Annotated in this window: 14 protein-coding genes, 2 pseudogenes and 1 riboswitch; of the genes and pseudogenes, 7 read left to right on the forward strand and 9 right to left on the reverse strand. The window is 65.5% G+C overall.

The window, feature by feature from the left end; all coding sequences use genetic code 11:
- Positions 1-76 precede the first annotated feature (76 nt).
- From ADT71_RS10055 to thiC, 7 genes and pseudogenes are all read right to left on the reverse strand, one after another.
- Positions 77-676 carry a hypothetical protein gene (locus tag ADT71_RS10055; protein WP_054436490.1) on the reverse strand — a complete coding sequence of 200 codons (600 nt, stop codon included), beginning with the start codon at positions 674-676 and terminating at the stop codon, positions 77-79.
- 132 nt (positions 677-808) lie between these two features.
- On the reverse strand, positions 809-1,228 hold the full coding sequence (locus ADT71_RS10060; RefSeq protein WP_156336545.1) for a hypothetical protein: 420 nt from the start codon (positions 1,226-1,228) through the stop codon (positions 809-811).
- Positions 1,229-1,230: 2 nt separating this feature from the next.
- A complete protein-coding gene (locus tag ADT71_RS10065; RefSeq protein WP_054436492.1) occupies positions 1,231-1,470 on the reverse strand; it encodes a hypothetical protein in 240 nt (79 codons plus the stop codon).
- Between the two features lie 167 nt (positions 1,471-1,637).
- Positions 1,638-1,994 carry a hypothetical protein gene (locus ADT71_RS10070; RefSeq protein ID WP_054436493.1) on the reverse strand — a complete coding sequence of 119 codons (357 nt, stop codon included), beginning with the start codon at positions 1,992-1,994 and terminating at the stop codon, positions 1,638-1,640.
- A gap of 71 nt (positions 1,995-2,065) precedes the next feature.
- Positions 2,066-2,832, reverse strand: a pseudogene (locus ADT71_RS10075) (DUF72 domain-containing protein).
- Positions 2,829-3,125: a hypothetical protein gene (locus tag ADT71_RS10080; protein WP_054436494.1), complete on the reverse strand. Its 297-nt coding sequence runs from the start codon at positions 3,123-3,125 to the stop codon at positions 2,829-2,831. The pseudogene ADT71_RS10075 and the gene ADT71_RS10080 overlap by 4 nt, the downstream one beginning before the upstream one ends.
- A gap of 115 nt (positions 3,126-3,240) precedes the next feature.
- Positions 3,241-5,121, reverse strand: a pseudogene (gene thiC / locus ADT71_RS10085) (phosphomethylpyrimidine synthase ThiC).
- Positions 5,122-5,170: 49 nt separating this feature from the next.
- Positions 5,171-5,315: riboswitch (TPP riboswitch) on the reverse strand.
- Between the two features lie 44 nt (positions 5,316-5,359).
- On the opposite strand from thiC, the gene ADT71_RS10090 reads away from it, so the two are divergent.
- A complete protein-coding gene (locus ADT71_RS10090) occupies positions 5,360-5,875 on the forward strand; it encodes an SOS response-associated peptidase family protein (RefSeq protein ID WP_231635782.1) in 516 nt (171 codons plus the stop codon).
- Positions 5,866-5,985 carry an SOS response-associated peptidase gene (locus tag ADT71_RS33445; RefSeq protein ID WP_231635783.1) on the forward strand — a complete coding sequence of 40 codons (120 nt, stop codon included), beginning with the start codon at positions 5,866-5,868 and terminating at the stop codon, positions 5,983-5,985. Before ADT71_RS10090 ends, ADT71_RS33445 begins: the two co-directional genes overlap by 10 nt.
- Positions 5,986-6,003: 18 nt before the next feature.
- Here the strand turns inward: ADT71_RS33445 and ADT71_RS10095 are convergent, their stop codons facing one another.
- On the reverse strand, positions 6,004-6,303 hold the full coding sequence (locus tag ADT71_RS10095; RefSeq protein ID WP_054436495.1) for a hypothetical protein: 300 nt from the start codon (positions 6,301-6,303) through the stop codon (positions 6,004-6,006).
- 530 nt (positions 6,304-6,833) lie between these two features.
- Here ADT71_RS10095 and ADT71_RS10100 point away from each other — a divergent pair.
- Positions 6,834-9,215 carry an arylsulfatase gene (locus ADT71_RS10100; RefSeq protein WP_054436496.1) on the forward strand — a complete coding sequence of 794 codons (2,382 nt, stop codon included), beginning with the start codon at positions 6,834-6,836 and terminating at the stop codon, positions 9,213-9,215.
- A 77-nt stretch (positions 9,216-9,292) separates the two neighbouring features.
- On the opposite strand, the gene ADT71_RS10105 is transcribed toward ADT71_RS10100, so the two are convergent.
- Complete coding sequence (locus tag ADT71_RS10105; protein WP_197282979.1) at positions 9,293-10,381, reverse strand: Gfo/Idh/MocA family protein; 1,089 nt, start codon at positions 10,379-10,381, stop codon at positions 9,293-9,295.
- Between the two features lie 30 nt (positions 10,382-10,411).
- On the opposite strand from ADT71_RS10105, the gene ADT71_RS10110 reads away from it, so the two are divergent.
- From ADT71_RS10110 to ADT71_RS10125, 4 genes are all read left to right on the forward strand, one after another.
- On the forward strand, positions 10,412-11,332 hold the full coding sequence (locus ADT71_RS10110; protein ID WP_054436497.1) for an aldo/keto reductase family oxidoreductase: 921 nt from the start codon (positions 10,412-10,414) through the stop codon (positions 11,330-11,332).
- Positions 11,287-12,411 carry an LLM class flavin-dependent oxidoreductase gene (locus tag ADT71_RS10115; RefSeq protein WP_054436534.1) on the forward strand — a complete coding sequence of 375 codons (1,125 nt, stop codon included), beginning with the start codon at positions 11,287-11,289 and terminating at the stop codon, positions 12,409-12,411. The genes ADT71_RS10110 and ADT71_RS10115 overlap by 46 nt, the downstream gene beginning before the upstream one ends.
- Positions 12,412-12,617: 206 nt before the next feature.
- Positions 12,618-13,784, forward strand: coding sequence for an MFS transporter (locus tag ADT71_RS10120; protein WP_054436498.1), 1,167 nt, complete (start codon positions 12,618-12,620; stop codon positions 13,782-13,784).
- 73 nt (positions 13,785-13,857) lie between these two features.
- Positions 13,858-16,143, forward strand: coding sequence for a TonB-dependent receptor (locus ADT71_RS10125; RefSeq protein ID WP_054436499.1), 2,286 nt, complete (start codon positions 13,858-13,860; stop codon positions 16,141-16,143).
- Positions 16,144-16,145: the final 2 nt, after the last annotated feature.

Genomic DNA, 16,145 nt, shown 5'->3' on the forward strand with positions numbered 1-16,145 from the left:
GCGCGGAATCCCGGGTCATCGCCCACGCTTACCGGAGCGGCGGGGCTGTAGGAAAATGGAGAGCCGCCCAAGGCGCTCAGGAACAGCCCTCGACATAGCCCAGCACCGGCATCGTGCCGACGTGGATGAGCTTGACCTTGCCATCCTGCCCGATCTCGAACCGCAAGGCCGGATCGCCGCTTCTGGCATTGGGCGCGGTGAGGTACTTCGCCGGGGCGGGTTCATACTTGTGCGGCTCCTCGCGGAAGCCCGCGAACCACTTCTTCACGTCCGCCTCGCTGGAGCCGACGCCGATCCCCTCGACCAACCTGACCTCGGATCGCTGGCCAAGCGTGATGCGCCGGACCTTGCCTTTTTCCACGATGGCATAAACACCCGGAAAGTCCGGCGACGTCACCGTGCGGCAGGCATCGGACGCCTGAGCACCGCGCTCCGCCCAGGACGAGCCGGCGGGCACCGCCTCGCCGATCCGGAGATCGCCAAGCCCTTCCAGCGCCAGCACCCTCGCGCCGGCAGCACCATCGGTGGGCGCGGCGAGCGGCGCTTCGGAAACGGTTTCGTCCGGCAGGGCGGAAGATGTCGCCGCTTCGCTAGCCTGCTCGGGCGCCTTCGCAGGCTCGGACGAACAGGCTGCAAGAGCGACGGCGAGCACGGAGGCGGTGAGGAGGTTTTTCATGCGCGGAACAACGAAAAGGATAGCCCCGTTGTTCCGCAAAAAAAGGCGCCCCGGATTGCCGGGGGCGCCTCTTGCTGCGCTGGCACCGCCCGCAAGGATACCATCCTGCCGGGCGCGCCTGCCGGGTGCGCCTTATTGGGCGTGATCACCCGACGAAACCGTCGCAACCGCCGGCGAGGTGCCCTGCGAGACGACAGCGCTACCCGGAACGACAGCGGCCTGCACCGGCGCCGGGGCGAGACCGGCCGCCTGGAACTGGATCGGCTCAGCCGTATAGGCCTTCAACTGCATGCCGTTGGGAATGACTGCGGACTTGCCGGTCACGAAGCCCGCGAACACGCCTACCGCAAGCACGGTACCGAGGGTCGCGGCGGTATTGCCCTGCCCTTCCTGGCGATGCTTGCCCTCGATCACGACGCGGCGGCCGCCGATCTCCAGCCACTCCATGGTGACATCCATCTTCGCAGACTTGCCGAACGCCCCCTTGCCGGTCCGCCACGTGATCTTGCCCTGTCCCCGCGTGCCCTTGGGGATGACCACATAGCCGTTCATCATCACGTCGTAGACGTGGTGATGGTGAAGACGTCGCCCTCACGCATGGACTTCGAGGACACCTCGCTATTGGGCGTCACGGTCAGTTCCGAATTGGCCGGCAGCGTGAGAGAGCCTGCCGGGGCCACCGACAAGGCGGGTTGGGCGGCAACGACCGCCGAACTGACAGCCTGCTCCGCCGCCAGAACCGGACTGGCAGCCGTCATCGCCGCCGCAATGGCGGCGAGGCTCGTGAATTTCATGATTTCCCCCGTTTCAAATCGGCTACGACAGGCCGATTCTCAAGCAGCTAGAACAATGTTGGCGGCTGGAAAAGCAGTGCCGCGACAATGGCCGGTGAAATTCCTGTAATCGTTCACACCGGCCTGAAGACTATCCGCCCCTCGGGTTATGACCGGCCGCGCGATTGTCAGCCCTGAATGACCGCCCATTCCACAAATGCGACCAGTAGCCAGTTGAATAGCAGTGCGCCTGTCGTGAAGATCTTCCAGCCGGTGGAAGCCTCGGACATTCCTCTTCCGAAAGTCCAGCGCCAGATCCCGAAGCTCACGAGCGCCGAGGTCAAAAGCGTATAGGCCATGGGCTTGCCCAGCAGCAGGACGAACAGGAACAGCAGCAATCCGACTTGCGCGAACCAGGCCCCGGCAAACCAGACGATCGGAATGGGACGATAATATCCAACAGGCATGAACGTGCCGATGTCGGAATACTGCACGACCTGCTCAGCCGGCCCTACATATTCGCCCCTTGCTGCTTCTTTCTCCATAACGCCCCCTTCGCGATTAAATCATTTGCCCTTTGGCATCATTATCGAAGGCTAATGATCTTGCGAAGTGGTTAGGCGCCTTGCAGTTTCCCGATCAACGCCATCGCCGCTGCGGGAGCCCGCTCCTTTGCGCCGTTTATGAAGAACATGAACACGTCGCGTCCGGCTTTCGACCAGTCCTGCGCGCGCGCGCCCAAGGGCTCAGTTCGGCGTCGGGATAGCCTTGCTCGATTTCGGAGCGGGCATTCTGGAGGCGGACGTAAAGGAACGGGCCTGCCTCGGCCGCCTCTTCGAAAACCGGGTACTTGGGGCTGTCGGCAAGGATGACCGCAACACCGGCCTTGCGGGCGAGGTCGAGGAAGGCCGGGTCGCGGAAGCTCTCGTGGCGGGGCTCGATGGCGTGGCGCAGGGGCAGGCCCTCGTGCTTGTCCGGCAGCAGGGCCAGGAACGCGGCGATCTCGTCGGGATCGAATTGCTTGGTGGCGGCGAGTTGCCAGTTGATCGGGCCGAGCTTGTCGCCCAGTTCGACAAGGCCCTGCTCCACGAAATTGGTGACGCTCTCACCCGCTTCGCCCAGGTTCTTGCGGTTCGTGCAGTAGCGTGAGCCCTTCAGCGCGAACCTGAACCCGTCGGGCACCGTGTCGCGCCACTTGGCGAAGCTCGCCGGTTTCTGGCGGCCGTAGAACGTGGCGTTGATTTCGGTGCCGGTGAGGTGCTGGCCCAGATATTCCAGCTCTCGCGCCCTGGAGACGCCCTTGGGATAGAAAGTCTCGCGCCAGGGATCGTAGCTCCAGCCGCCGATGCCGACGTGGATCTCTCCCGGCGCCTTCGCGGTCATGGGGTTTTCTTCCGCGAGAGGCGGCGGCGGTTGGCGGTCACGCGCTTGCGATAGTGGCGAACGGCCTTGTGCGCGGTCTTCTCGGGAGAAGTCAGCCCGCCCATCGCCAGCGATACCGCCAGTTCGGCGTTGGCCTGCAGCTTTTCGGTGACCATCAGCACGTTTTCGCGATTGCTGCCTCGGCCGGTCATCATGTCGGTTGTGCGCATACCCATGACCATCATGGATTCGGCCCAGAGCCAGTAGCTGTCGTGGGCGAGTTTCATCCAGTCGCCATTGGCATTGCGGGACATGCAGGAACCCTTCGTAATGGAGAGCGACCCTAGCAGCGCAATCGATTCCCGCGAAGGGGAATTGGTGGGAGCGGAACCGCCGTCCCGGATTCGATCCGGAACGGCGGTTTCCAGGTCAATCGTGCTCGCGGTCTCCGGCGCCCATGTAAAGCTCGCTGCCGGTTTCCCTGAACACCTTGCTCATTTCGGCCATCCCCGCCTCCGCTTCGGAAATGGCGAGCATGCCCCCTTCTTCGGCGGCGATGAAGCCGGTCGAAGGCTGGTTCTGCTTCGCCGCGAAGTCCCGCACTTCCTGGCTGATCTTCATCGAGCAGAACTTCGGCCCGCACATCGAGCAGAAATGCGCGGACTTGGCGCCTTCGGCCGGAAGCGTCTGGTCGTGGTACTGTTCGGCCGTGTCGGGATCGAGGCTGAGGTTGAACTGGTCGCGCCAGCGGAATTCGAAACGGGCGCGGGACAGTGCATCGTCGCGAACCTTGGCGGCCGGGTGCCCCTTGGCCAGATCGGCGGCATGGGCGGCCAGCTTGTAAGTGACGACGCCCACTTTCACATCGTCGCGGTCCGGCAGGCCAAGGTGTTCCTTGGGCGTGACGTAGCAGAGCATCGCCGTGCCGTACCAGCCGATCATGGCCGCGCGATGCGCTGGTGATATGGTCGTAGCCCGGCGCAATGTCGGTCACCAGCGGCCCGAGGGTGTAGAACGGCGCCTCGCCGCAGGCCTCAAGCTGCTTGTCCATGTTCTCCTTCACCTTGTGCATCGGCACATGGCCCGGCCCCTCGATCATCACCTGAACGTCCTGCGCCCAGGCGCGTTTGGTGAGTTCGCCCAGGGTGTAGAGTTCGGCGAACTGCGCCTCGTCATTGGCGTCCGCGATCGAGCCGGGGCGCAACCCGTCACCGAGCGAGTAGGCGACGTCGTAGGCCTTCATGATCTCGGTAATCTCGTCGAAGCGTTCGTAGAGGAACGATTCCTGGTGATGGGCTAGGCACCACTTGGCCATGATCGAGCCGCCGCGGCTGACGATCCCGGTCACACGCTTGGCCGCAAGCGGCACGAACGGCAGGCGCACGCCGGCGTGGATGGTGAAGTAGTCCACGCCCTGCTCGGCCTGTTCGATCAGGGTATCGCGGAACACCTCCCAGGTCAGGTCCTCGGCAATGCCGCCGACCTTTTCCAGCGCCTGATAGATCGGCACGGTGCCGATCGGCACGGGGCTGTTGCGGATGATCCATTCGCGGGTGTCGTGGATGTTGCGCCCGGTGGAGAGGTCCATCACCGTGTCCGCACCCCAGCGGATCGACCAGACCATCTTGTCCACCTCGCTCGCCACGTCCGAGGCGACGGCGGAATTGCCGATATTGGCGTTGATCTTAACCAGGAAATTGCGGCCGATCGCCATCGGCTCGCTTTCGGGGTGGTTGATGTTGGAGGGGATGATCGCCCGGCCGCGCGCCACTTCCTCGCGCACGAATTCGGGGGTTACGTAATCGGGGATGGCCGCGCCCCAGTCTTGCCCGTCGCGCGCATATTCCTTGAGCATCGCCCGGCCGAGGTTCTCCCGCTCGGCGACGTATTCCATCTCCGGCGTGATGATGCCGCGGCGAGCATAGTGCATCTGGCTGACGTTCATGCCTGCCTTCGCGCGAAGCGGGCGTTTCACCACGTTGGGGAAGGCCGGGACGCCGCCCGAACGATCCGGGCCGAGCTGGCCGTTATCCTCGGGCTTCACCGCGCGGGCGTCGTATTCCTCGACATCGCCGCGTGCCACGATCCATTCGCGGCGCTTGGCGGCAAGGCCCGCTGCAATGTCGATGGTGACGTTCGGATCGGTGTAGGGACCGGAAGTGTCGTAGACACGCACCGCGCCTCGCCCGATCCCGGCTCAAGGTGGATTTCCCGCATGGCAACGCCTAGCGGTCCGACGTGAATCTTCTTCGACCCACGAATGGGTCCGGTGGTAACGCCGATCTCCAGCTTGGAGTTGATGTCGGCCATAAGCGATTTTCCTTCGGCTTATGGACGAAAGAAAGGTCGCGACAGAAGTGTCCTGTGGCCCGCCCTTCCCTCCGCCCGTGTTAACGGGTTCAGGTTCAACGGGTCGGGCAGCGTGACCTGCCCCTCTCAGCCATTTGTTTCCGTCCGGCTTTCGGGATTCGAAAGCCTGGGCACAAGCTCCCCGGGGATGGCGGGGACGATAGACGCGGCTTTTCCAGCCGTCTAGGGCCTCACAGACATGCCGATCATCTATCGCCTCGACGCGCCCGCCCGCGAAGTCGCCCGTGCCATGGGCGCCGAAGCCGGTGACGATCCCTGGCCCGGCGGTTCGGTTTCAGGCGGCGGATTCGCGCCGGTGGTGACGATGGGCCGCGAGTTCGTGGCCGGGCCGCGCCCCGAAAAGCGCCTGCCGCGCCGCATGGTGCCGCGCCTCTGGGGCGTGCCGCCACCGCCCGCCGCCTTCGACCAGCGCCGCCACGGCATCCTCACCGTGCGCAATCTCGAAAGCCCGTTCTGGATCGGCAACTTGCGCAACAGCGAGTTTCGCTGCCTGGTGCCTGCCACCGCTTTCATGGAATGGGGCAAGGCTAGCCCGACAGACGGCAAGCGCCGCCAGAACTGGTTCGGCGCTGCCGATCAGCCGATCTTCGCGATGGCGGCGGTATGGAAGGACAGCGAAGTGCCGAGTTTCGCCCTGCTCACTTGCGAGGCGAACGCGCCTTGCGGGCGGAAGGGCGCGATACGATGCCGGTGATCCTGCCGCCCGAAGCGCACGATCTCTGGCTGCGCGGCGACTGGAAGCGCGCCGCGCAACTGGTCCTGCCCTATTCCTCCTCCCTCATGACCCTGCGAACAGCGTCCTGAGCGACGGGAGAAACCGGCTCAGATCGCCAGGATAAGGGTATCGTCGGAACGCGGGGCCGCCGGTTCGAACGAGGGCAACGGGTCGAAGCTTTCGTCCAGCAGTTCGGTTGCGCCAAGCCCTGCCAGCTTGAACTGGCCCAGCCTCCGGTCTTCCTCGCTCCGCCAGTTCTTGCTCATGTTGAGCGCGCTGACGAACAGGTCGCCATGCCGCTCGAACAGCAGGTGCGGGGCAAGCTTGATGACGCCGCCGTTGTATTGGGCGGTGACGGTGCGCTTGCGGGTGATCGCCTCCATCAGCTTCAGGCGTGTTTCACTCATGGACGGCATACCGGATAGGATTGGACAGGACTGTTGTGCACCGCAGCATAATGCCGGACCCGGCCGCCAGATGCAAGTCCGGCGCCGTCACTGCCGGAGAACTCCCTGACGGATCAGGCCCACGCCGGGACGATGGTGCGGCGGCGCGGGCTTGACTCGCATTCTCTATCAATTAAGTTGAGAATACACCCAAGGGGGAGCGATGGTCGGTCGCCCCTGCGTTCAATCGAGGTGCCGACCCGCGGCTTTTGATCGGGATGCAGCTTGCTCCGCGTCACCAACAGCTAAAGCGCACGATGCCCGGGCGACCGCGCCAGCATCGTGATTCCCTCCTCATGAGGTGAAACGATGCGCATGAACATGATCCAGACCTGAGGGCCCGAATCCGGAGCCCAGACTTGTGGGGCCGGCTGTTCCGCGCCGCTCCCGGCTCCCGCAGGGGCCGGCTGTTCCGGCGCGCGCCATTTCCACGATCGGAACGTTCGTCACGCGCCGGCAGATGCCCGCGCCATGATACTTGGGGTAATTCCATGCATGTCTTCACAAGTGCAGCGCTGCTGCTTGCCGCGTCCTCGCTCGCCACGTCCGCGCTCACCACAGGCGCCATGGCGCAAGAAGCCAGAATAAACGGGGCCGAGGTGTTCACCGGCAGGATCGGCCTCACCCGCGCCGATTCCGTCCCCGCTTTCCCGGCGCCGCCGCAGGCGCCCAAGGGCGCGCCGAACGTGCTGCTGGTCCTGCTCGACGACGCAGGCTTCGCGGCGACCTCAGCCTTCGGCGGCGTGCCCCGCACGCCCGCGCTGGAAAAACTGGCGGCGGAAGGCCTCCGCTACAACCGCTTCCATACCACCGCGATCTGCTCGCCCACGCGCGCATCGCTGCTGACCGGGCGCAACCAGCATCAGGTCGGCTTCGGCAACCTTGCCGACATTCCCGCCGGTTTCCCAGCCTACAACACGATCTGGAAGGCCGAGACCGCCTCGATCGCCCGCATCCTGCAAGGCAACGGCTATTCCACCGCCGCCTTCGGCAAGTGGCACAATACGCCCAAGTGGGAGATTTCCTCGGCCGGGCCGTTCAACCACTGGCCGACCGGGTTGGGCTTCGACCATTTCTACGGCTTCATGTCCGGCGAGGACAACCAGTGGGAGCCGCACCTCTACAACGACACCACTGCGATTCCCGCCCCGGCGACGCCCGAGCAGGGCTACCACCTCACCACCGATCTGGTGAACAAGGCGGTCGGCTGGGTGGACGAACATGACGCGCTGGCCCCGCAGAAGCCCTATTTCCTCTATTTCGCCACTGGCGCGGTCCATACGCCGCACCATGTCCCGCAGGAGTGGATCGACCGTAACAAGGGCCGCTTCGACGGCGGCTGGGACAAATACCGCGAGGAGACTTTCGCCCGCCAGAAGAAGCTCGGCATCATTCCCGCCGATGCCAGGCTGACACCCCGGCCCGAGGGCATTCCGGCATGGTCCAGCCTCTCGGCCGACGAACGCAAGCTCTATGCCCGGCAGATGGAGATCTACTCCGCCTTCGTGGAACAGACCGACTACGAAGTGGGGCGCCTGATCCAGACCCTGCGCGCGCGGCCGGGCGGCGACAACCTGCTGGTGGTCTACGTCGTGGGCGACAATGGCGGCAGCGCAGAGGGCGGGATCGAGGGCCGGATCACCAACGAAGGCGCCTCCGCCAGCGGCGCGCCGCACGACCTGCCGACCCAGCTTGCCCATATCGATGCGCTGGGCGGGCCGGAACTTTCCAACCACTACGGCGCGGGCTGGGCCTGGGCCACCACCACGCCGTTCCAGTGGATGAAGCAGGTCGCCTCGCACTTCGGCGGCACGCGCAATCCGCTGATCGTCTCGTGGCCCGGCCACACCAGCCAGCCGGGTGCCGTGCGCAGCCAGTTCGGCCACGTCAACGACATCGCGCCGACCATCCTCGACGCCGCGCACATCGCCTTCCCCACCGAAGTGGACGGCGTGAAGCAGACGCCTTTTGCCGGCCACAGCCTGCTCGCCACATTCACCAACCCCAAGGCACCCGAAGAGCATACCGAGCAGTATTTCGAGATCTTCGGCAACCGCGCCATCTACAAGCAGGGCTGGGTTGCCGCCGCCAAGCGCAACTACCGCCCGTGGGAACTGCTGGAGAACCTCCAGCGCGTGTTCCTCGACGATCCCGGGAACGACCGCTGGGAACTCTACGACGTCGCGCACGACTTCAGCGAAAGCAAGGACCTCGCCGCCACGAACCCGGCCAAGCTGGAGGAACTCAAGGCCGAGTTCGTCAAGGAAGGCCAGCGCAACGGCGTCTTCCCGCTCGTTCCGCTGCCGATGGGCGTGCCGGCACTGCTCGATCCCAAGCGCAGGAGCTTTATCTATCAGGCGGATATCGGCCCGCTTCCGCAGAATGCCGTCCCGAACCTCTCCAAGGCACATAGCCTGACGGTCGCGATCAAGGGCAATGCCGCCGCCGGACAGGGCGCTCTGGTGGCAGAGGGCGGAAGGCTGGGCGGCTTCGTGCTCTATGCCAAGGACGGGAAGCTGGTCTTCGAGAACAACGCCTACGGCCTGCGCCGGGACCGCGTGGTCTCCGCCGCGAAGCTGCCACAGGGCGCGGCGACCGTGGGCTACGAATTCGTACCCGCCCAGCCCCCCGGCGGACAGACCCCCAGCGGACAGGGCGCGTTCTTCTCCCGGCCCGCTTCGGGAACGATCCGGCTCTTCGTGAACGGCCAGCCGGTGGGAGAGGGCAGGATCGCGGACTTCCCGACCAGCATCGGCGCGTTTTCGGAGAGCTTCGATATCGGGCAAGACCGGAACTCGCCGGTCGGCTCGGAAGCGGCGGCACGCCAGCCCTACAGCGAGGTGCTCGGCGAGACGCGGCTGGAATTGAAATGAAACGGCACGTCGTCCCGGACCAGGTCTGGCCGGATCAGGTCTGGCCGGATCAGGTCGGGACGACGCCCTGTTCGGCATCAGCCCAGCAGTTCCGCCATCTCCACCACGCGCTTCTCGCGCGCGCTGAGTTCCGCGGCCGCGCCGATGGCCACGGCCATCAGGCCGTCGCGCGCGGTCACCTGAACCTCGCCCTCGCCGCGAACGGCGCGGGCAAAGGCTTCATGCTGATAGAACGTCGCGCCGTGGTGCGAACCGGCATCCATCGCCGCCTCGTCCACCGCGACATGCCAGCGCTCGACCGATTTCGGCCCCGGCCACGGCACGCGCGGCGACCAGACGAGATCGCCCGGCGGGATCAGCACGTCGAGACGGCCCTTGTCGCCGGTGGCGCTCATCTCTTCCTGATGCTCGGCGCCTTCCGCGAACATGCACAGGTCCAGCAGCGCGCGGGTGCCATCGGCAAAATCGACGGTGGTGAAGCTGTTGTCGATGATGTCCGGCTGGCGGCCGTCATAGCGCTCTTCGATATGGTTCACGTCCATCGCGCCCGAGCAATAGACACGCACCGGCTCCGAACGGGTGATGAGCCGCATGAGGTCGAAGAAGTGGCAGCACTTCTCCACCATGGTGCCGCCGGTATTGGCCGAGAAGCGGTTCCAGTCCCGCACCTTCACCAGGAACGGGAAGCGATGCTCGCGGATCGAGAGCATCTGCAAACGGCCGACCTTGCCGCCGTGAATCTCGTCGATGAAAGCCTTGGCGGGCGGCATGAAGCGATATTCCATGCCGGTCCAGAACAGGCCCTTGCGCGCCTCTGCCCGCTCGACCACCCAGCGCGCATCGTCCATCGTGGTGCAGAGCGGCTTTTCGCAGAGGATCGCCACGTCGCTGTCCAGCAGCGGCTCCAGCACCGCGCGGTGCGTGAAGTTGGGCGAGACCACCACCACGGCATCGAGGCCCGCGTTTGCGATCATGCTGGCGCTATCGGCGAATTCCCGGACGCCTTCGGCCTTGTCACCCAGGGCATCCTTCGCCCAGCCGAGCGAGGTCGGCTCAGGGTCGGCGATGGCGACCACTTCGGCGCCTTCGAGGATATTGAGGTTGTGGATGTGCTCCACACCCATCATCCCGGTTCCGACAATTCCGTAACGCAGCGTCTCTACCATTTCGCAACTCCGTGTGCCATGTGGCGACCCATGACTTCCCCCACGACGACGCGCCTATCGGCCCAATCCGTCCCGCTCGGCAAGAGCGGAATTTCCGTTTTTCCGATTGCCTGGGGCATGTGGCGGCTCGCCCGCCCCGACGGCAACGACGATATCGGCGCCATCGTCGCCCGCATCGAGGCGGCGCTTGAAGCGGGAATCACCCTGTTCGACACCGCCGACATCTACGGCTGCGACGCCGCGCTCGGCTTCGGCGGCGCGGAACTGCTGCTGGGCAAGGCGCTGGCCCAGCGCCCCGACCTTCGCGAGCGGATGACGATCGCCACCAAGGGCGGCATCGTGCTGGGCGTGCCTTACGATTCGAGCCCCGACTATCTGAACAAGGCCCTTGAAGCCTCGCTCGAACGGCTCGGCCTGCCTTCGGTCGAACTCTACCAGATCCACCGCCGCGATTTCCTGGCCCACCCGCGCGACGTGGCGGCCACCCTGGCTGCCATGGTCAAGAGCGGCAAGGTCAAGGCCATCGGCGTTTCCAACTACAGCCCCGCCGAATTCGACGCGCTCCAGACCTACCTGCCCTTCCCCATCGTCTCGACCCAGCCCGAATTCTCGGCCGCCCGCTATGCGCCGCTCTATGACGGCACGCTCGATCAGGCGATGGCCCGAGACGTGGCGGTGCTGGCATGGTCGCCACTTGGTGGCGGCCGCCTTGCCGCGGGTTCGGAAGACCCGGTGGCGAAGCTGGTAGCCGCACAGGGCGAGCGCTACGGCACCGATGCCGCCGCCGCCGCGCTGTCGTGGATCATGGCGCACCCCTCGCGCGCGATCCCCATCGTCGGTTCGCAGACCCCCGAACGCATTCTCGCCTCGCGCGATGCGCTCAAGGTCGAATGGACCGCATCCGAATGGTACGCGGTGCTCGAAGCATCGATGGGAGCGCGCCTGCCGTGACACTGGACCCTTGCGAGATCAGCTGGTTTTCGGCGCTCTGCGACGATGACTACGAGTTCCTCGGCCAGCCGGATCCCATGCTACGCTCCGGCTGGGAACACTGCCGCAATATCGTGACTGCCGCCGAGGAAGGCGGGTTCGACAATGTGCTGCTGCCTTCCGGCTATGCGCTCGGGATAGACACCACCGCCTTCGCCGCCGCCATCGCCACGCAGGTCCGCCGCATCAAGCTGCTGATGGCGGTGCGCATCGGCGAGATGTGGCCCGCCCAGCTTGCCCGCCAGATCGCCACGATCGACCAGATTCTTGGCCAGGGTAACGGGGGCGGCCGCCTCAACATCAACATCATCTCCAGCGAGATGCCGGGTGAAGCGCTGGATGGCGGCGCCCGCTACGAGCGCACGACCGAGGCCATCGAGATCCTGCGCACGCTGCTGTCGGGTCAGTCGCTCGACCATCAGGGCCGCTTCTGGAACCTCAAGCTGGATGCCCCGCGCATGATCGCGCCGGGTTCGAAGTGCCCGCCGCTCTACTTCGGCGGCCTCTCCGAACCGGCCCGCGAAGTCGCCGCCAAGGGCTGCGACGTCTATCTCATGTGGCCGGACCGCATGGAAGCGGTGAAGGAAACCATCGCCGACATGCGCGCCCGCGCCGCGAAGTATGGCCGCACCTTGCGCTTCGGCTACCGCGTCCACGTGATCGTGCGCGAGACCGAAGCCGATGCGCGCGATGCGGCGAACCGCCTGCTCTCGCGCCTCGACGCGGCAGAGGGCGCCGCGATCCGTGCCCGCTCGCTCGATTCCCAGTCGGTCGGCGTACAGGCTCAGGCTGCGCTTCGCGAAACCGCCAGCGACGACGGCTATGCCGAGGACAACCTCTGGACCGGCATCGGCCGTGCCCGCTCGGGCTGCGGCGCGGCGATCGTCGGCGATCCGGATCAGGTGCTGGCGAAACTGCAGGCCTATCGCGAGGCCGGGATCGATGCCTTCATCCTCTCGGGCTATCCGCATGCGGCAGAGGCGGACCTGTTCGCACGGCACGTGCTACCCCGGATCGATCACGGGCCCCTGGCGCTTTAGGAACAAGGGAGAGGCAGGGGGCCGAACACCCCCTGCCTCTCCCTTGCCGCCCTAGAATTTCTTGTTCGCCCCTGCCCCCCGCCATCGCTAGACGATCCGCGATGCAGAAATCCCCCAAAACCCGGATGCGCCGCGCATGACCCTCTCCCCGCGCCGCCGCTGGCTGCTGTTCACGCTGGCCCTGACGGCGGGCGTGCTCAAATCTCGTGGACCGCCAGATCATCTCGGTACTGAAGCCGACGATCGCCGCCGACCTCGGCTGGAGCGACGACGACTACGGCACCCTGGCCGCCTGGTTCCAGGCGGGCGCGGCGTTCGGCTTCCTCGCAGCGGGCTGGATCGTCGACCGGCTGGGCGCGAAGTGGGCCAACGCGGCAGGTGTGGCGGCATGGTCGCTGGCGGCGATGACGCATGGGTGGGCGCACAGTTTCAGCCAGTTCGTGCTCTGCCGCATCGGGCTGGGCGCCACGGAATCGATGGGCACGCCGGCGAACGTGAAGACCATTGCAACGATCTTCCCGCCGAACCTGCGCTCCATCGGATTTGGGCTTTCCAACGCGATGAACAGCCTTGGCGCGATCCTCGCGCCGCTGGCGATCCCGCTGGTGGCGGCGGTCTGGGGCTGGCGCGCGGCTTTCGTGCTGGCGGGCGTGGTCGGGCTGTTCTGGGTCGCGGCGTGGCTGGCCGCCTCGCGCGGGGTGGATTTCGGCGACCGGCAGCCCGGCGTTTCCGGCAATCTCGTTTCGGGCGACAAGCTGTTCCTCAAGGAAGGCCGCACCTGGACGATCGCTCTCGCCAAGGTGCTCTCGGACGCGACCTGGTGGCTCATGCTGTTCTGGATGCCGGACTATTTCAACCGGCAGTTCGGCCTTTCCGGCACCGAACTCGGCCCGCCGCTGGCGCTGGCCTACTGCGGTTCGGCCGCGGGTTCGCTGATCTCCGGCTTCGCGGCGAACCGCCTGCTGTCGAGCGGCTGGAGCGCCAACCGCACGCGCAAGACCCTGATGCTGATATCGGCGCTTTGCGTGGTGCCGGTGCCGCTGGCCCTTCACGTGGACGGCTATTGGCCCGCGGTGGGCCTGATGGCGCTGACGCTGGCCGGACACCAGGGCTTCTCGACCAATCTGTTCGGCCTGATCGCCGACGTGACGCCGCGCCACAAGGTGGGCCGGGTAACCGGATTCGGCGCTTTCTGCGGCAATCTGGGCGGCACCGCGATCAGCAAGATCGCCGGTCTCGTTCTGGCAGCCGGGCTCGGCTACGGGCCGCTGTTCGCCTTTGCGGCCGTTTCCTACCTGCTGGCTCTGGGCTGGATCCAGCTTACCATGCCCCGCATCGTCCCGGCAGAGGACGCCGGTTCGTCTCTCGCATAGGGCGACTAAAGGAAAACTATCTTTCTCAACCGAAACGGTTGAGTATAGCTCCGCGGGTTCCAGGGAGATCCAAATGACAATGACCCCGCTCCGCGCCGCCCGCACCCTGCTGCTGGCTTCCGCGGTCCTGTTCCCGGCAACGGCTTATGCCGATGAAGCCGCCGAACCCGCTTCCGGCGAGATCGTCGTGACCGCGCGCTACCGCGACGAATCGCTCCAGCAGGTGCCGATCGCCATTACCGCCGTCAGCGGCGAATCGCTCAACGACCGGGCGATCCACAATCTGCAGGACCTGAGCGCCTCGGTCCCCTCGATCGATTTCCGCAACGGCGCCTCCAACAAGGACCGCACCGTCTTCGTCCGCGGCGTGGGCACGATCAGCACGTCGCCGGGCGTCGAATCCTCGGTTTCGACAGTTCTCGACGGTGTCGTCCTGACCCGTCCGGGGCAGGCGACGCTCGACGTCGGCGAAGTCTCGCGGATCGAAGTGCTGCGCGGACCGCAGGGCACGCTGTTCGGCAAGAACGCCTCGGCCGGCGTCATCAGCGTCGTCACCGCCGCGCCTTCGCAGGAATTCCACGCCTATGCCGAGGGATCGGCCACCACGGACGAGGAATACCGCATCAAGGCAGGCGTGACCGGCGGCATCGCCCCGAACGTCTCGGCCCGGATCGACGGCCTCTACGCCAACTATGACGGCAACGTGCGCAACGTCACCACCGGCAACGAAGTGAACGGCTACGAGCGTTACGGCGCCCGCGCCAAGATCGAGGCGACGCCGACCGACAACCTGAAGCTCACGCTTTCGGGTGACTACCTCCATTCGCACGACACCACGCCGAGCGGCGTCTATGCGCGCACCAGCCAGATCGCCTATCCGACCGGCACCGTCACCGATTCCGCCGCGCTTGCCGCATTCCTCGCCGGCAAGGGCATCACGCCCGGCAGCGAGAACCGCGAAGTCAGCACCAACTTCGACACCGACGTGCGCGACAAGAACTATGGCGGCTCACTGACGGCCGAGTGGGGCCTGGGCGATTACACGGTGACCTCGATCACCGCCTATCGCGAGTGGAAGAACCGCCAGCACCAGGATTACGACGCGCTGTCCGAACTTTCCGCGACCTTCCCCGAAGGTGAGGATTACGGTACCGTCAACAACAAGCAGTTCTCGCAGGAACTGCGCCTGACCTCGCCCAAGGGGAAGTTCATCGACTATGTCGTGGGCGCCTATTACCTCCACGCCAAGACCGACGAGGTTTACACCCGCACGCTCACCCGCCTGATCTCCGGTGCGGAGAACACCGTTTCGGGCGTAGCGAACTACGGCGTCACCAGCGACAACTACGCCGTGTTCGGCGAAGCCAACGTGAACTTCACCTCCTGGCTGCGCGCCATCGCGGGCTACCGTTCGACCTGGGACGATCTCAGCTACTACCACGTCCGCACGTCCAGCAACGACCCGACGAACTCGGGCGCGACCGCGCTCGACGTGGCAGGCATCCGCGCCTACCACAATTCGGCAGGCTCGACCTCGAAGCGCGGCGATTCCTATCGCGGCGGCCTCCAGCTGGACTTCGCGGCGAACAACCAGGCCTATTTCACCTACTCGCGCGGGTACAAGGGCCCGGCCTACAACGCCTATTTCAACATGCGCTCGCTTAACGCGACCACGCCGCTGGACGAAATCGCGCTGAAGCCGGAAACCTCGGATTCGTTCGAAGGCGGGATCAAGGGCTCGGCGGTGGATCGCAAGATCACTTACGCGCTGGCCGTCTATTCCACCAAGTTCCACAACTACCAGGCCAACTACAACGACGTGGTCGGCGGGGCGCAGGTCACGCGTCTCATCAACGCCGGCACCGTCCAGACCAAGGGCGTGGAACTCGACTTCGGCGTGCGCCCGATCCCGGGCCTCTCGCTCGACACCTCGGTGGCCTATACCGACGCCAAGGTGCTGAACTTCATCTGCCCCGAAGGCGCTCCGTCGAGCTGCAACATCAACGGCGAAGTCCTGCCCTTCGCGCCGAAGTGGAAGCTCTACAGCAATGCGGCCTATCGCTTCGCGCTGTCGGATTCGATCGACCTCGAATTCCAGTCCGACATCACGCTCAAGAGCCGCACGCAGTACCAGCTGACGCAGACGCCGGGCACGATCCAGCCGGGCTACTACATCTGGAACGGCAGCGTCGCCCTGATCGGCACGAACGACGGGTGGCAACTGCGCGGTTTCGTGAAGAACATCACGAACCAGAGCTACTCGAACTTCCTCGCCAACGGCACGCTCGCCGGCATCGTCCGCTATGTCCCGCGTGACGACAAGCGCTACGGCGGCATCATGCTGCGCAAGGACTTCTGAGG

This window comes from Novosphingobium sp. ST904 (assembly GCF_001298105.1).
Lineage (GTDB): Bacteria > Pseudomonadota > Alphaproteobacteria > Sphingomonadales > Sphingomonadaceae > Novosphingobium.

What these genes read in the sequence shown, in the direction of transcription:
- ADT71_RS10115 (WP_054436534.1), top strand. Translation starts at nt 11,287, where the DNA reads ATGGTACGCGGTGCTCGAAGCATCGATGGGAGCGCGCCTGCCGTGACA.
- ADT71_RS10100 (WP_054436496.1), top strand. Translation starts at nt 6,834, where the DNA reads ATGCATGTCTTCACAAGTGCAGCGCTGCTGCTTGCCGCGTCCTCGCTC.
- ADT71_RS10055 (WP_054436490.1), bottom strand. Translation starts at nt 676, where the DNA reads ATGAAAAACCTCCTCACCGCCTCCGTGCTCGCCGTCGCTCTTGCAGCC.
- ADT71_RS10125 (WP_054436499.1), top strand. Translation starts at nt 13,858, where the DNA reads ATGACAATGACCCCGCTCCGCGCCGCCCGCACCCTGCTGCTGGCTTCC.
- ADT71_RS10110 (WP_054436497.1), top strand. Translation starts at nt 10,412, where the DNA reads ATGACTTCCCCCACGACGACGCGCCTATCGGCCCAATCCGTCCCGCTC.
- ADT71_RS10065 (WP_054436492.1), bottom strand. Translation starts at nt 1,470, where the DNA reads ATGAAATTCACGAGCCTCGCCGCCATTGCGGCGGCGATGACGGCTGCC.
- ADT71_RS10060 (WP_156336545.1), bottom strand. Translation starts at nt 1,228, where the DNA reads ATGAACGGCTATGTGGTCATCCCCAAGGGCACGCGGGGACAGGGCAAG.
- ADT71_RS10090 (WP_231635782.1), top strand. Translation starts at nt 5,360, where the DNA reads ATGCCGATCATCTATCGCCTCGACGCGCCCGCCCGCGAAGTCGCCCGT.
- ADT71_RS10070 (WP_054436493.1), bottom strand. Translation starts at nt 1,994, where the DNA reads ATGGAGAAAGAAGCAGCAAGGGGCGAATATGTAGGGCCGGCTGAGCAG.
- ADT71_RS10095 (WP_054436495.1), bottom strand. Translation starts at nt 6,303, where the DNA reads ATGAGTGAAACACGCCTGAAGCTGATGGAGGCGATCACCCGCAAGCGC.
- ADT71_RS33445 (WP_231635783.1), top strand. Translation starts at nt 5,866, where the DNA reads ATGCCGGTGATCCTGCCGCCCGAAGCGCACGATCTCTGGCTGCGCGGC.
- ADT71_RS10080 (WP_054436494.1), bottom strand. Translation starts at nt 3,125, where the DNA reads ATGTCCCGCAATGCCAATGGCGACTGGATGAAACTCGCCCACGACAGC.
- ADT71_RS10105 (WP_197282979.1), bottom strand. Translation starts at nt 10,381, where the DNA reads ATGGTAGAGACGCTGCGTTACGGAATTGTCGGAACCGGGATGATGGGT.